Annotated in this window: 10 protein-coding genes; 8 read left to right on the top strand and 2 right to left on the bottom strand. The window is 29.0% G+C overall.

Annotation, left to right across the window (positions count from 1 at the left end; genetic code table 11):
* Positions 1 to 4 precede the first annotated feature (4 nt).
* From H9I45_RS04545 to H9I45_RS04530, 4 genes are all read left to right on the top strand, one after another.
* Complete coding sequence (locus H9I45_RS04545) at positions 5 to 937, top strand: PorP/SprF family type IX secretion system membrane protein (RefSeq protein ID WP_228455043.1); 933 nt, start codon at positions 5 to 7, stop codon at positions 935 to 937.
* A 17-nt stretch (positions 938 to 954) separates the two neighbouring features.
* Entirely contained in the window at positions 955 to 2,916 is a 1,962-nt protein-coding gene (locus H9I45_RS04540) for an OmpA family protein (RefSeq protein WP_088352883.1), read from the top strand.
* Positions 2,917 to 3,157: 241 nt separating this feature from the next.
* Positions 3,158 to 7,261, top strand: coding sequence for a DUF8693 domain-containing protein (locus H9I45_RS04535; protein WP_088352882.1), 4,104 nt, complete (start codon positions 3,158 to 3,160; stop codon positions 7,259 to 7,261).
* Between the two features lie 11 nt (positions 7,262 to 7,272).
* Positions 7,273 to 7,434 (top strand): hypothetical protein, encoded by a 162-nt coding sequence (locus H9I45_RS04530; RefSeq protein WP_176397524.1) that lies wholly within the window; start codon positions 7,273 to 7,275, stop codon positions 7,432 to 7,434.
* Positions 7,435 to 7,669: 235 nt separating this feature from the next.
* Here H9I45_RS04530 and H9I45_RS04525 read toward each other — a convergent pair whose 3' ends face one another.
* On the bottom strand, positions 7,670 to 10,147 hold the full coding sequence (locus H9I45_RS04525) for a M14 family metallopeptidase (protein ID WP_088352881.1): 2,478 nt from the start codon (positions 10,145 to 10,147) through the stop codon (positions 7,670 to 7,672).
* Positions 10,148 to 10,348: 201 nt separating this feature from the next.
* Here H9I45_RS04525 and bshC point away from each other — a divergent pair, with 201 nt between their 5' ends.
* From bshC to H9I45_RS04510, 3 genes are all read left to right on the top strand, one after another.
* The gene (gene bshC / locus H9I45_RS04520; protein WP_088352880.1) at positions 10,349 to 11,941 is read left to right on the top strand and encodes a bacillithiol biosynthesis cysteine-adding enzyme BshC; all 1,593 of its coding nucleotides are present in this window, start codon (positions 10,349 to 10,351) and stop codon (positions 11,939 to 11,941) included.
* Complete coding sequence (gene rlmF / locus H9I45_RS04515; protein ID WP_088352879.1) at positions 11,941 to 12,795, top strand: 23S rRNA (adenine(1618)-N(6))-methyltransferase RlmF; 855 nt, start codon at positions 11,941 to 11,943, stop codon at positions 12,793 to 12,795. The genes bshC and rlmF overlap by 1 nt, the downstream gene beginning before the upstream one ends.
* A 73-nt stretch (positions 12,796 to 12,868) precedes the next feature.
* Entirely contained in the window at positions 12,869 to 14,221 is a 1,353-nt protein-coding gene (locus H9I45_RS04510; RefSeq protein ID WP_088352878.1) for a T9SS type A sorting domain-containing protein, read from the top strand.
* Here the strand turns inward: H9I45_RS04510 and H9I45_RS04505 are convergent.
* Positions 14,218 to 14,820, bottom strand: a complete 603-nt coding sequence (locus tag H9I45_RS04505) for a hypothetical protein (protein WP_088352877.1) — start codon at positions 14,818 to 14,820, stop codon at positions 14,218 to 14,220. The genes H9I45_RS04510 and H9I45_RS04505 overlap by 4 nt on opposite strands.
* Before the next feature lie 127 nt (positions 14,821 to 14,947).
* Here H9I45_RS04505 and H9I45_RS04500 point away from each other — a divergent pair, with 127 nt between their 5' ends.
* A complete protein-coding gene (locus H9I45_RS04500; protein WP_088352876.1) occupies positions 14,948 to 16,456 on the top strand; it encodes a hypothetical protein in 1,509 nt (502 codons plus the stop codon).
* Positions 16,457 to 16,485 lie beyond the last annotated feature (29 nt).

Here is a 16,485-nt window from a genome sequence, read left to right as displayed (position 1 = left end):
TAAGATGAAAGCAATACAAATGAAACAAATTTTAGGAATCATTGCAGTTATATTGTTTACTTTTTCTGCAAAAGCGCAGCAAGATCCACAATATACACAGTACATGTATAATATGAATATTTTAAACCCTGCTTACGCTGGTTCTAATGATGGTTTAAATCTAAATTTTTTAGCAAGAACACAATGGGTTGGTTTAGAAGGGGCTCCAGAAACCTTAACTTTAGGAGCAAATGCACCAATAGGGAAAAATGTTGGTTTAGGTTTATCGGTTATAATAGATAAGATTGGTCCTGTTCAAGAACAAAATTTATATGGCGATTTTTCTTACACAATAGATGTTAGTGAACAAGGAAAATTAGCTTTTGGTTTAAAAGCTGGAGCAACATTTTTTAATGTCTGCATACCTTGTTTAACAAGAACAGATATTGGCGATGAATCTTATGTTAATCAAAACGCAAACAAAGTATTGCCAAATTTTGGCGTAGGTGCATTTTATTATACAGATAAGTTTTATGTTGGTTTATCTGTTCCTAATTTATTAGAAACATTACATTTTGAAAAAAAGGGAGGACAAATATCTAAAGCATCAGAAACAAAACATTACTTTTTAACAACTGGTTATGTGTTCGATTTAGAAGGAGATATTAAGTTAAAGCCTTCAATGATGTTAAAAGCTGCAGAAGGCGCACCAATTTCTTTAGATTTTTCTGGAAACGTTTTATTCTATGATAAATTTGAAGTTGGATTGTCTTACAGGTTAACAGAATCTGTATCTGCGTTAGCAAACATTAGAGCAACAGACAATTTAAGAATAGGTTATGCTTACGATTACACGTTAAGTAACCTTGGCGACTTTAATTCTGGTTCTCACGAAATATTTTTACTTTATAATTTTAACTACAAAAGAGATAAAATACAATCTCCAAGATTCTTTTAGTTTTAATAATGTTACTCATGAAAAAAACAATACAACTTACACTCGCACTTTTAATAAGTACTTTGTCTCTATTTTCGCAAACTAAACAGACTGCAACTGCAGACAGATTTTTTGACAATATTTCTTATGTAGATGCTGCAAATAAATATAAAGAATTAGCAGAGAAAAATCCTACAGAACATGTTCTAAAACGTTTGGGAGATAGTTATTACTACAATGTAAAAATGAAAGAAGCATCTGAAGCGTATGCTAAATTATTCAAGAATTTTACACCCGAAGAATCAGAATATATGTTTAAATATGCGCAAGCATTAAGAGCAGTTGGTAACTTTAAAGAATCTAAAGTTTGGATGCAAAAATTTCATCAAACAAAATTAAAAGATTCAAGAGGAGAAGAATTTACAGATAAAAATGCAAATATTGAAGCCATAAAAAATGAAAAGCCATTATACGAAGTTTCAAATTTAGTATATATTAATACAGAGAATTCAGACTTTGGAGTAACGGATTATAACAATATTATCTTTTTTTCATCAACAAGAAAAGTAGGTAAATTTGTAAAGAATACTCATACAAGAAACAATAAACCTTTTTTAGATATTTTTTATGTATCAAAAGATAAATTGAATTCAGCAAACGAAAAAACACCTTTGTCTGATGAAATAAACACAAAGTATCACGAATCTTCTGTATCATTTTCTCCGGATAAAAAAATAATGTATTTCACAAGAAATAATTATAATGAGGGCAGATATAGAAAAGATGAAAAAGGATATAATAATCTTAAAATTTACAGAGCTGAATATGTAAATAAAAAATGGATAAACATAATAGAATTACCTTTTAATAGTGATGCATATTCTGTTGGTCATCCATCTGTTAGTAAAGATGGGAAACGTTTGTATTTCACATCTAATATGCCTGGAAGCATTGGGCAAACAGATATCTTTTATGTGGCTATTAATGGTGATAATACGTATGGAGAAGTTAAAAATTTAGGGCCAAAAGTAAATACTGAAGGTAGAGAAATGTTTCCTTTTATCTCTGATGATGACGTGTTGTATTTTTCTTCTGATGGACATTTTGGAATTGGAGCTTTAGATGTTTTTTCAAGTAAGTTAGAAAACGGAAGATTTCAAAAACCAGCAAATTTAAAAGCACCTGTAAATTCCCAATTAGATGATTTTGCTTTTTCAATAAACCCGAACACCAAAAAAGGTTACTTGTCTTCAAATAGAAAAGGTGGCGCAGGAGATGATGATATTTATGCAGTTATAGAATTACAAAAAACAATACCAATAATAGAAAAACCTTGTTTGCGAGTTATTACAGGTACTGTAAGAGATCAAATGAATCAAAAAATACCAAATGCTAGAATTGTTTTAAAAGATGCTAAAGGAATTATAGTTAAAGATACCATTACAAATGAGTTTGGAGATTTTAAATATAAATTAACGTGTAACAAGAACTATATCATAACAGGTTTAAAAGAATATTATAAAAATGATACGGCCTCATTTACAACAAATATTGCATCTAAAATTAAATTGAATTTATCTATGTCTGAAGAGTTTACTTTAAATGACGTAAATGAGTTAATTATTAAAATTAATCCTATATATTTCAATTTTAACAAAACAGATATTAGGCCAGATGCAGCAAGAGAGTTAAACAAAGTAGTTGCTGTAATGGAAAAGTATCCTAATATGATAATTGCAGGGAACTCACACACAGATGCTCGTGGAAATGCAAATTATAATCAAAAATTATCAGAAAGAAGAGCTAAGTCAACTGTAGATTATATTATCTCTAGAGGTATAAATCCAGATAGAATATCAGACAAAGGTTATGGAGAAACTCAATTAGTAAATGGTTGTGTAGATAATGATACACATTCTAATAGAGAAAAATGTACAAGTGAAGAACATCAAGCAAACAGAAGAACAGAATTTGTAATTATTAGTTTTAGGAAAAAATAATTAACACATTTTTTAATATTCTTAAATTATAATATCTCAAAAATTCAATTCTTCGATTGAATTTTTGAGATATTTTAGTTTTATAAAAACTTTTACAAAAGAAGTAAAACCGTTTAAAAACACTTGTTTTTAAGCTTTGAGTAGTAAATGCGTAGTTAATTCTAACTCTGTTTTATTTTTTTTAATAAATAATAACTGCTTTTAGCAGATATTTGTAATAACAATTAATTTTCTGATTAAAATGAAAAAAACAATACACAAATTTAGTTTTTGCTTAATTTTATTTTTTTGTTTCCAAATAAATGGACAAACATTAGATTATAAAAACGAAGCATCAAAAGAGAATAGCAATTTCTTTGAAATTGTAAAGAAAACTAGGAAACAGTTTTCTAATAAAAAAAAATCAACAAATAAAGCAGCGTCTCGATTAGAAAAAAAATATAGAAAGCAATTTGAACGTTGGGTATATATTTGGAAAGACAGGGTTAACCCAGATGGAACTTTTCCGAAAAACCAAGTTAATAAAGAAGAATATTTAAATGTTCTTTTAAGTAAATCTAATGCACAAGCTAAAAGTACAAGTGCATCTACAACAAAACCTTGGGTACAAATAGGACCAACTGCAATTGTAAACAAAAATGGTAATTTAGATTACCCAGGTCCTGGTAGAGTAGATGTTGTTGCTGTAGATCCAAATAATTCTAATATCATGTATGTAGGAACTCCTTCTGGTGGTTTATGGAAAACTATAAATGGAGGAACAAGTTGGACACCAAAAACGGATGATCTTGCTGGTATGGGTGTTACCGATATTTTAATAGATCCAACCACTACAAGTACTCTTTATATGGCTACTGGAGATAGAGATAGTTCTTACATTAGTTCTATTGGTTTATTTAAATCGACAGATGCTGGTGAAACTTGGACATTATTAGAAGAAACAGATGTAGCATCAAAGTTTTCTTTTTCTTTGTCTGATAATGAATATATCAGAGACATTGCATTTGGACGAAATCCTAATGGAACAATAAATCCATCAACAATATTCGCTCTAACAAATGATCAAATAAGAAGATCTACAGATAGTGGGGCTAATTGGAGTAATATGGCAGTTGACTATGGTGGTTTTACTTATAGTGCCAAATTTCAATCAATAGTTTTTGATCCTAATGACGGAAATAAAGTAGTGGTTTCAGATTTTTTTGGTGGTTTATATTATTCGACAAATGGTGGAGATAACTTTAAAGTCCATCCTGCTTTCCCAGGAGGAAATAATCAAGCAATTTTAAGAATTACAGCTACACCTGCAGATAATGATTACTTTTATGGAATAAATCAAGCTGGTATTTTTGAAAAATATCGTTTTGCATTTACTGATACTTCAGTAGATTTAGATGCTTCTAAAACTATAGTAGGCTTTAATTCTCAAGATGGATATATACAATGTATAGCAGTTTCTTCAACAAATGCAAATAATTTAATGGTGGGTGGTGTACAAGGTTGGAGGTCTAATGATAATGGACTTACTTTTTCTAATGCTTTAAATGCCTATGATAACCCTCCTTTTTCTGCAGGTCAAATTCACGTACATGCAGACCATCACTTTTTATTATATACAGATGATAATCATGTTATTAACGGAAATGATGCAGGTCTTAGAATGGGACTTGCTGTACCAAATTCAGATGCAGATTTTCCAGATAAATCTAGTGGTTTAATTATTACGCAAGTTTATAATATTGCTATTACACAAGGTTTAAATGGTGATGATTATATGATGGCAAACCAAGACAATGATGGTTTTTCTAAAATAGAAAAAGATGGTACTAGACAATGGGTTGCTGCAGTAGCAGGAGATGGAACTGGAACTGCAATAGATATTAATGACCCTGAGATTAGATATTTAGGAGGTACAAGTGGTCAGTTAAGTAGAACTGATGATGGTTATGCAAGTGGTTATGCTTCTGCTATAAAAATTCTTAAAGAAGACAAAACAAACGCAGCATTTATTTCTCCAATAGCTTTGCATCCAACAGATCCTAATATAGTTTATGTAGGTCATGGAGACGTAAAAAAAACAACAAATAAAGGAGGTACTACTGATCTTGAAGAATATCCGATGGATCCTAATAGTTTTACAGCACTTAGTTCTAGTTTAACACAAACTTCTTTCTTAGATGTTTCTTTAAACAGTTCTTCAGTTAGAATATTTGCAATAGGTGAACTAGGTGGTAATATTACATTAAGAAGAAGTATTGATGATGGTGCAAATTGGACAACCATTACTAATATAGATGCAAACCCTTCAGCAATGCCAGTTGAACTAGGGTTAACTTTTAATAGCGTTTATGCAGTACCAAATACAGATGTAGTTTACGCAACAGTATCTAGTTATACAGATGCAAAAAAAATATATAAAAGTATAGATAATGGAAATACTTGGACTAACATTAGTGGTAATATGCCAAATATTATCATGAAAAAAATAATTTTAGATCCAAATAAAAGTAATGAAACAATTTATGTTGCAACAGAATTAGGATTGTATTTTACAGATGATACAACAACACCAACTTCAACAAATTGGACCAAATTAGGAACAGGTTTACCAAACGTTATTGTTACAGACATTAAAGTGAGTAAAAATAACGGAAACGTTTATATTGGTACTTTTGGTAGAGGAATGTGGGTATATAATGATCAAAAATATTTTGATAATACTATTCCTGCAAATGTTTTTTGGTCAGATACTTCTAGTTGGGAAGGAGAAACTTTGCCTACAATAACAGATGATGTTTTTATAAAAGCAGCTGAAGAAGTGTATATAGATTCTAATGGTGCAGTTGCAAAGTCTATAGAAATTGCAGATACTGGTCTTTTATATATTGAAAAAAATGCAGATTTAACTATTGAAGAGAATTTTGATTCAACTTCCGCTAACAGTGTTACAAACATATATTCAGATACAGGTGAAAGTGGTGTATTAATAGTAAAAGGAACTAGTACAGGTAAAGTAACTTACGCAAGAGGTGGTATTTTATCTGGAATTCCAATGGCAGAAAAATGGAACTTAATATCATCTCCAGTTATTGGTCAAACAGTAAAAAGTTTTGCTACAAACGCAGGTAATGAAATCAGAACAAAAGGAACTTCACCTGTAAAATACGCAATTGGTAAGTACAATGATGCTAATGTAATAGCTGAAACTAAATGGGAATATTTCGATGAAAATGTTGATGCTGCAGTAGTATTTGAAAAAGGTATTGGGTATACAATATCTAGAGATATGAATGGTCCAGTTTCTTTTACAGGAACACTACAAACAAGTTCTTTTAATGTAGATGCAGCACATGATAAATGGGTTGCAGTTGGTAATCCTTTTACAGCATATTATCCCGCAAATAAAGTTGGTTCTGGAAACTTTATACAAGAAAATGATGCTAAACTCGCAGATGGTACTATACGTGTTTGGCAAGACAGCCAAAATAAATATGTAACATATACAAATTTACCATCTACCTTAATTACTAAAATACTGGCTCCTGGACAAGGATTTTTTATAAAAATGAAAGCTACAGGAACAGATGAAATGGTTACATTTAATAATGAAAAACGAGGAACAAAAACTTCTTTTACAGGAGATAATACTTTTAATAAAAGTTCTAATACAACACCTTTTATAAAAATATATGTTTCAAAAGGGAACTTAAAAGTAAATACGGATGTTATTTTTTCCGAAAACGCAACTATAGGATTTGACGAAAATCAAGATATTGTAAATTTTGGCTATTCAGAATTCGATTTAACTACGAGGCTATTAGATAATTCTTCAGATAAATTCTACACAATTCAGTCGATACCTAAAGATAATTACGAGAATCAAATAATTGCTTTAAATCTTGTAGGAAAAGAAAATGAAGTAATTACTTTTTCGTCATTTAATAATAATTTGCCTGATGGTTTAAAAGTCTTTTTAGAAGATAAAGAGACAAGTAATTTTTATGAATTGAGTGAAACAGAAAAACACACTTTAACATTAAGTAAAAATGCAAGTGGTTTTGGACGCTTCAGTATTCGTTTTTCTAGAAAAGCTTTAAGTGTAAATGATACTAATATAGCAGATATTAAGATTTACAACCAGAATAATTTCTTACAAATAAAAGGAATAGATTCTGGATCAATTAAAATTGATTTATTTGACATCAATGGAAAAATGTTATTCAATCAAAAACAGTCTGTAGATAAGTTTAGTCCTATCGATTTAAATAGTTTTTCAAAAGGAGTTTATCTTGTAAAAGTTACTTCAGAAAAGAAATCAGCTACCAAGAAAATAATAATAAATTAAGAATCATTTTTATGAGCATTAAAGACAAAAAAAATATAGATAGAAAAGAAGCTTTAAAAGAGATAGGAAAATACGGAAAGTATGCTGCTCTAACTACTTTAGGTACTTATTTAATATTAAGTCCACAAAAAGCACAAGCGGCAAGTCCAGAAGCCCCAGGAAGTGGGTTTTAGTATAATTAATACGTGTAGTTTTAGAATTGGGGGATTCTATTATTATGTGTTTTATTGAAAAAACAGCTCAGTTTTTGAGCTGTTTTTGTATTTATATTTTAGAACTTTAAGACTTTTTAAATCTTACATTAAGCCTATAAATAAGCAATATGCGTTAGGGATTGAAACGACATCCTTTTTGCTTTTTAGCAAAAAGATATAGTGGAAAGCCCGTTAAAACGCCCAAATAAAAATTTTATTTCAATTTATCTGAATTCAATAAGAAAACGGCATTTGCAACAAATAACTTTCCATTTTCCCAGAAAGCTCTAAACAAAGGGTTGTCTACCATATAAATTACGCTTCCACTTCCCATTGGTTGCTCGCCAATAAATAAAGATTTTGGCACGTTTTTTACAGCTTTACTTCCAGCGTAACCAGAAACATTTTTCGTGTTTTCATCGAAATAACCAACATTGTAGCCGTCCTTTAAATACTCATAAGAAGTTCCGCCTAATTTTAACGAAAAATATTCTTTTCCATACCCAAAAGCCAAAGGATGTGTGTTGTCTAAAGTACTTTTAAAAACACTTCCTGTAATTAAATTTGCAACGCCTTTTCTTTCTCTATCTGCAAAAGGAATAAGGTTATTGCTATCTTTTTTAATATTTGTTTTTTTCTTTTTTAACGAGAAACCTTCTTTATCTGCAAAACTATTTATAGCATTTCCAATGGCAATTAAAGTTCCTCCAGAACGTGTCCATTTTTTTACTTTTTCTAAAGTAGATTTATTTAAAACCGAACTATAATAACCACTTGGCATAACAATTACGTCGTATTTAGAGATGTCTGTATAGCCAAAATTATCAGAATTTATGTTTGTGATTGGGTATTTTAATTGTGTTTCAAAAAAGTGCCAAATTTCTCCAAAACTTAAAGATGATGTTGCTTTACCAGAAATAACCGCAATTTTTTGTTTGTTGATTGGTTTTACAGAAGACGAACCAAAATCTACTCCAGATTGAGAAAAGCCAGTAGAAACAGCCGTTAATTGACGCATATTTCTATCGGCAATTTTTATTAATTGGGAATCAAATTCTTCATCTCTATTATCGTTTCTTAAAATGATTAATGTTCCTTCTTTGTACGATTTCCCATCCGCAGAAAATGTTTTTTGTGTAAATCTTGGAACGATATTGTTTTTTAATAAATCTGCTAAAAATGTAGCATCATCGATACTATTCCATTTAGAAATGTAAGCATAGGCCGATTTATTAATACTATTATTAATTAAATTTTTACTGTTTTTTACAGACGAATTTACTATAGAATTAGATGCAATAGCATTAATTCCATGTGCGTAAGGCAAAGACCAAGCCGTAATATCGTAGGTTAAAGAATCTACTACTTTTGCTTTTGGCTCGAATAAAACTTTTACCATTTTACCTTTTGGTTGATTTGTATGAATCACCAAATCGTTGGTAGAAGTATCAAATTTTTCATTTATTTGATTTCCGTAATTATACCCTTTTACAGAACCTTTTTTAGCATTTTCGTACTTAATTTCGTGTTTGTCCAATAATGTTTTTAGACGATTTATTTTATCTTCGTTATCGTTTTTTAGAACATAACTTTTATAATTTAAATCGTTATTATTAAAGAATTTTTTAAATTCGATATTTAATTTTTCTGCATTTTGTGAGGAAATTTCAACAGTAGATAAACCAGTTGTCATATGATGAATTGCTCTGTCTTTTAGCGTTAAAATTTCGCCTTCATCTGTATTTATTCCCAAACCAGCCATTCCATGTCCTGCTTGTTCATAGGTCATTCCTATTGCTCCCATATAAGTTGGGTAGGTGTCTCCATAACTTGGGTACAACAAATCGAAACTTTCTTTTGTAAAATACAACCAACCTTCTTTGTCGAAATATTTTGCGTGATTTTTACCAATTTGTGTTTGAAAATCACGTTGCCAATCAGAAATTATTTCGTGAAAAGGTTCTGCAGCTGGTGCAAAATAATACGGATTGTTAATGTATTGTTCGTGAAAATCGACATGAATATGTGGCATCCATTTGTTGTACATTTTAATTCTTTGCGCAGATTCCACTTGTGTAATCCAAGCCCAATCTCTATTTAAATCGAATAAATAATGATTTGGTCTTCCTCCTGGCCAAGGTTCTCTATGTTCTTTTGCGTTTTGATCCACGTTAAAAGGCGTACTTTTTACTTGATTGTACCAATTTACATATCTGTCTCTTCCATCAGGATTTATACATGGATCTATAATTACAATTGTGTTTTCTAACCATGCTTTTTTGTTGGTAACCAATTCGTAAAGTGTTAACATGGATGCTTCTGTACTTGAAGCTTCATTACCATGAACATTATAACTCAACCAAACAATTGCTTTTTTATTAGTAGCATTTCCTGAAACAATTCCAGTTTGAGAAAGATTGTCTTTTCTAATTTGGTCTAAATTATTAATGTTTTCTTGTGAAGAAATATAACTCAAATACAAAGGTCTGTGTTCGTTTGTTTCTCCATATTTTTCCATTTTAACGTTGGACAAAGTTTTACTAACGTATTGGAAATAGTCTACAACTCTATGATGTCTGGTAAAACGAGATCCAATTTCGTAACCTAAAAATTCAGATGGAGATTGAAGAGCTTGAGAACATAGTGTCCCAGTAAAAAGAATAAGAATAAGTAAAAATGCTTTAACTTTCATATAAATAACGGATTAGAAAACCAAAAGTAAGGATTATTTTTTTTAATTTTTAAAACTCTTTTTCTAACTTGTTAAAACTTTGTTAGATTGAAAATGAAGTTCCGACAAAGCATAAAATATTCGTATTTTTATAAAAAATTAAACGTGCCAAATGAACTTAACATCAGAAATTGATTGTTGCCATAAAAGTGTTAGTATATAATGAAATTAACACAAATTCCTTTTAAAGACACTGGTTTTTTCTCTAAAACAATGCTCGATTATTTAGAGCAAAAAGAAGCTATAAAGCCGTTTTACAATAATTTCCCTGATATTACTGGTTTTCATAATCAAATTGAAGAAAAAGAGAAATCTTACAGATTGCAATCTAGATTGACTTTGGTAAATGGTTTGGGAAATCAATACAAAAAATTTGATGTTTCAGAAAAAACTTCTGAGAATATAGCATTATTAAAACAACAAAATACATTTACAGTAACTACAGGACATCAATTAAACTTATTTACGGGTCCTTTATACTTCTTATATAAAATAATCTCTGCAATTAATTTAGCTGAAGAATTATCAGAAAAATTTACTGATAAAAATTTTGTTCCAATTTATTGGATGGCAACAGAAGACCATGATTTTGATGAAATTAATTACTTTAATTTTGAAGGGAAAAAAGTATTGTGGAACAGAAAAGATGGTGGTGCAGTTGGTAGATTTTCTACGGAAGGATTAGAAACTGTTTTTGAAGTTTTTTCTAATCAATTAGGGAATTCTAAAAATGCAGAACAATTAAAAGAGCTTTTCAAAAAAGGATATTTAGAGCATACTAATTTAGCAGATGCCACACGTTTTATTGCCAACGAATTGTTTAAAGAATATGGTTTGGTAATTATTGATGGCGATGATAAACATTTAAAAGAGTTATTTATTCCGTTTGTAAAAGACGAATTAGACAATGAAACTTCTTTTAAAGAAGTTTCTAAAACAATTACTAAATTAGAAAAGGAATATAAAATACAAGTAAATCCGAGAGAAATCAATTTGTTTTATTTGAGTGAAAATTCTCGTGAACGAATTATTTTTGAAGATGGAGTTTATAAAGTAAACAATACAGAAATCACTTTTTCGAAAGATGAAATTTTAAAAGAAGTTGATGAAAACCCTTTAGCATTTTCGCCAAACGTAATTATGCGACCTTTATACCAAGAAGTTATTTTACCAAACTTATGTTATATTGGAGGAGGAGGAGAAATGGCTTATTGGTTTGAGCTGAAAAACTATTTCGAAAAAGTAAATGTGCCTTTTCCCATTTTATTATTGCGAAATTCTGTACAAGTTGTATCTGAAAAGCAACAAAAAAAGTTACATAATTTAGATATTTCTCATCAGGAGTTATTTATGAATCAACATAAATTACTATCTAAAAAAGTAGTAGAAAATTCTGATATTAAAATTAGCTTTGGCGACAAAATCAATTATTTAGAAGAGCAATTTGCCGAGTTAAAACAAGTCGCAGAAAAGACAGATGTTTCTTTTATTGGAGCTGTAAAAGCCCAAGAAGTAAAACAAATAAAAGGATTAAAGAATTTAGAGAAACGTTTATTAACAGCGGAAAAAAGAAGACAAAACGATTTGGTTGAAAGAATAACAGAACTTCAAAACCAGATTTTACCAAACCAAAGTTTAGAAGAAAGACAACGTAACTTTTCTGAATATTATTTAGAATATGGAAGTGCTTTTATAAAGGCTTTAAAAGAAGGGTTAAAACCTTTAGAATTAGAATTTACAATACTTGAAATGTAATGAAAGACAAAGGACTTCACCCAAAAAATAAATTTAATAAAGGTTATAATTTTGATGAATTAATCAAAGTAAATCCAGCCATAAAAGAATTTGTTTCCGAAAACGAATATGGTACAACAACCATCGATTTTTCCAATCCAAAAGCAGTAAAAGAACTCAATAAAGGGTTACTTTTTTCTTTTGATAAAATTTCTGTTTGGGATTTTCCTGATGAAAATTTATGTCCGCCAATTCCTGGACGATTAGATTATATTCATCATTTGGCAGATTTACTTTCTTCCGAAGAAAACATAAAAATTTTAGATATTGGAACAGGAGCAACCTGTATTTATCCACTTTTGGGAGTTGCTGAATACAATTGGAATTTTGTTGCCACAGACATCGATTTAGATTCTTTGGACACAGCACAAGATATTATAGATGATAATAAACTAGAGCAAAATATTATTTTACGCCAACAAAAAGATGAAAATAATATTTTAAAAGGAATCTTAGAAGAAGGAGATTCGTTTTCGGCAACGATGTGTAATCCGCCTTTTTACAAATCTGCAGAAGAAGCACAAGGAGCAAATAAACGTAAGAATAGGAATTTAGGAAATAGTGCTGTCAGAAATTTCTCTGGAAACAACAACGAATTATGGTATGTTGGAGGAGAAAAAGCTTTTTTACATAATTATTTGTATGAAAGCTCTTTGTATAAAACTTCAAGTAAATGGTTTACAAGTTTGGTTTCTAAAAAGGAAAACGTAGAAAGTTTAGAAAAGTCATCCAAAAAATTAGGCGCAACTGAATTTAAGGTAATTCCATTAAGTCAAGGAAATAAAGTAACTAGAATTGTTTGTTGGAGATTTTAAAAATACGACATATGACGTATTTCTAAGAGTCTAATTCTCAATTATTTTTGTGATAAGTTTAAATCAATTTATCATGAAAAAAATATTATTTATTTCGATTACACTTTTTTCAACAATCAGCCTTTTTTCTCAAAACTGGGAATATGTTGGAGATGACCGCTTTTCTGGGGCAATCTATGCAAACATATTTAATATGACTGTTACTAAAGATGGTAAACCAATTGTTTATTTAAAGGAAGACAGACAAAGTAATAGAGCAAAAGCAAGAATTTTTAATGGAACAGATTGGATTGCTTATGGTCCAGAAAATGGTTTTGGTCCAGGAAGTGAATCTGAATTAAATATTGAAACAGATAATGATAATAATGTAGTTGTTGTTTACGAAGCAGTAAGAGGTTATGGGAAAAGATATTCAGATAGATGGAGAGATTTAGGTGGAGGAAGTGGCGTTTTTTCATCAGGAAGAACAAATTATATGGATTTAGTTGTTTCTAAAAAGAGCAATAATCCTTATGTGGTTTATGCAGACGAACCCAATAGAAATCGTGCAACCGTTAGAAAATTTAATAACACAGCAAGAGCTTGGGAATTTGTAGGGAATTTTGCTTTTACAAATAATATTGTAAGATTTACTACGATTGCTGTTGATACAAATGAAACACCTTATATCGCTTTTCAAGATAGAAGTTTAAGTGCAAAAATTTCTGTTATGAAATTCGATGGAACAAACTGGGTGTATGTTGGTGATGGAGGTTTTATTGATGGTGAAGCACAATACACTTCTATTGCTATAAATTCTAAAAATGAAGTTTACATTTTTTACAGCAATAAAGAAAATGGAAATAAAGGAATTGTGAAAAAATTCGATGGAACAAATTGGGTGAATGTTGGTTCTTCTGAAATAGTTACATCTGGTTCTGCAATTTTTAACCAAATAAAATTTTCTAAAAATGATACGCCTTATATTGCTTTTAAAGATGGAGCAAATGAAGGAAAAACTACAGTAATGCGTTTTTCTAAAAATGATTGGGAAACTGTAGGTAAAGTAGGATTTTCTAATGGTTCTGCGAATGTTTTAAGTTTACATTTCGATGATTCTGGTAATTTATTCTTAGGTTTTAGTGAGGCTAATAATGTTGATTTTAGAGCGTCTGTAATGAAATTTGATACAACTACATTATCTATAAACGAAACAAAATTTAAAGACGATAAATTAGAGGTTTTTCCAAATCCTTCATCAAATTTTATTGAAATTAAAACATCAGCAAACATTAAAGAAATTTGTATTTATAATACTCTTGGTCAACGAAAAATAAAACAAAAGATCAGAAAAATAGATGTTTCTGAATTAAATTCAGGAGTTTATATTCTTTCAGTAATTACATCAAATGGAAAAAAAGAAATAAGGAAGTTTATTAAAAACTAATTAAAAACAACATCATTAATTTTATACTTTTTACAAACAAAATGTAAAATAGTATAGACCAACATATGCACAAATACCAAACAAATAAACGCATATAAGGGAACTCCAAAAAGCTGATATGGCCAATAATATGTCCAAACTCCTAAATAAATAGTAATTACTTCTCCAAAAGCAGGTAGAATTAATGCGAGTAAAATTGCTAAAATAATTTTATTTTTATGACTTTGATTTTTCAATAAAGGAATTAAGTTTCGCTCTAATTTATATAAATAATGGAAAGCCAACATCCATGCAAAAGGCAACCATAAAGGTAATTCTCTTGTAACTTCATGATATTCCCAATAACCATTTGTTACACCCCAAGTTTCGCCAACAATCCCACCAAAACCAGTTAATAACATTCCTACCACTAACAACCAATTTTTATTAGATTCAGGCTTTATAACCTCTTTATAGATATTATGAATGATTTTTAGAATTAAAATTCCAGCAATAATTGCATCATATTGTTTTAATAAACCAATTAAAACACCTGCAATTATTAGTTTTATAAGTGCTTTTAGTATTTCTAAAGAAAATTGTTTTTTGTGAGTAATCAAAATATTGGTATGATGTTTATTTAAAACTTTTGTAAAAGTACTATTTTTTTGTCCCCAAAATTATGATTGTTTATTAATTTCTGTATCTTCATTTTCTAAATTAAAGAGCAGAATAATTGTAGTTTTTATGCAAGTAACAAAGTCATTTTACAAGAAATTTTTAGTTGTAATATCAATTATAGCGATTATTTTATTTGGTTTAAATTTTTATGCAAAGAATAAAATTGATAAAGTTATTCAACAAAAAATTGCTGAAAAAGGTTTTGAATATTCTGGTGATATTTCTGTAAATGTGTTGTTTGGAAATGTAGATATAAAAAATATTGAACTTTCTAAAGATAGTTTAAAACTAAAATCAGATGAGATTTCTGTAAACGATTTTTCTTATTATTCATTTTTGGTGAACGATAAAATTTCAATCGGAGAAGTTGAAGTGAGTTCTTCTTCAATAGAAGGAAAGTTACTTAAAAAAGCATCAAAAAAGACTTCTAAAAAAGATACAGTTCAACATAAAAAAGAAGAGATTTTTATAAAATCCATCGCGTTAAATAAATTGAATGTTTCAGTTATTGATGAAGATTTACATCCCATAAAAATATCTAATATAAATTTAGAAATTAAAGATTTCGATTTATCAAAAGATGGTAATAAAAAACTTCCTTTTTCTTATGATAATATTTTTGTTGAAATAGACAATTTCTACAAAAAAACTTCTGAAGTTCAAGCCATAAAATTTAAGACATTTAAATTAGAAAATGATGATATTGTTATAGATAGCTTGCAAATTGTACCTTTAAAATCAAGGAAAAGTTATATTTATCATGTAGATTATGAAAAAGAATTATTAGATCTTGTTGTAAAACAAATTAAAGTTTCTGATTTTAAAATAGAGGAGGAGCCAAGTCTATCTTTTACAGTAAATCATATTTTGGTAGATAATGTTTTTTTCGATTTATATTTGAATGGTGCTGTTTTAGAATCTTCAAAAAAAATCAAGTATTTATACAGTAAAAATTTACGTGACTTACCTTTTAATATTGATGTAAAAAGTTTAGATATTAAAAATTCGAAATTAATTTACGAAGAACAAACAAAGAAAAACCACAAGCCAGGTATTTTAGTTTTTGATGAGTTGAATGCACAAATCAAAAACATTAATAATAATGAATCAAAAAAAGAAAAACTTACGGTTGTAGATATTAAAACCAAGTTTATGGACAGTTCTCCACTAAAAATAAAATGGACGTTTAATATCAACAACAAAAACGACGATTTTAGAATTTCAGGAAGTCTCTTTAACGTAAATTCTAAAAACATGAGTTCCTTTATTTTACCAGCTTTTAATGTAAAAATGGATGGTTATATAAATGAAATGTTCTTCGATTTTGAAGGAAATAATTCTGTTTCAAACGGAAAATTAAACCTTGATTTTAAAAACTTTAGTATTAAAATTTTAGACGAACAAAAGAAGAAAAAGAAGTTTTTAAGTTGGTTGGCAAATTTATTCGTAAAAGACACTTCTAAACACGGAATGGTAAAAACCAAAGTAGAAAAATTAGAAAGAGATAAAACAAAATCTTTCTGGAATTATTTTTGGAAAAATATCGAAAAAGGATTGCAAAAATCTTTGATTTAATCTTAAAAAAAAAATCGTCTAAATAGAAA

The sequence above is a fragment of the Polaribacter haliotis genome, from assembly GCF_014784055.1.
Classification (GTDB): domain Bacteria; phylum Bacteroidota; class Bacteroidia; order Flavobacteriales; family Flavobacteriaceae; genus Polaribacter; species Polaribacter haliotis.
This window is presented reverse-complemented; position numbering and strand designations above follow the sequence as displayed.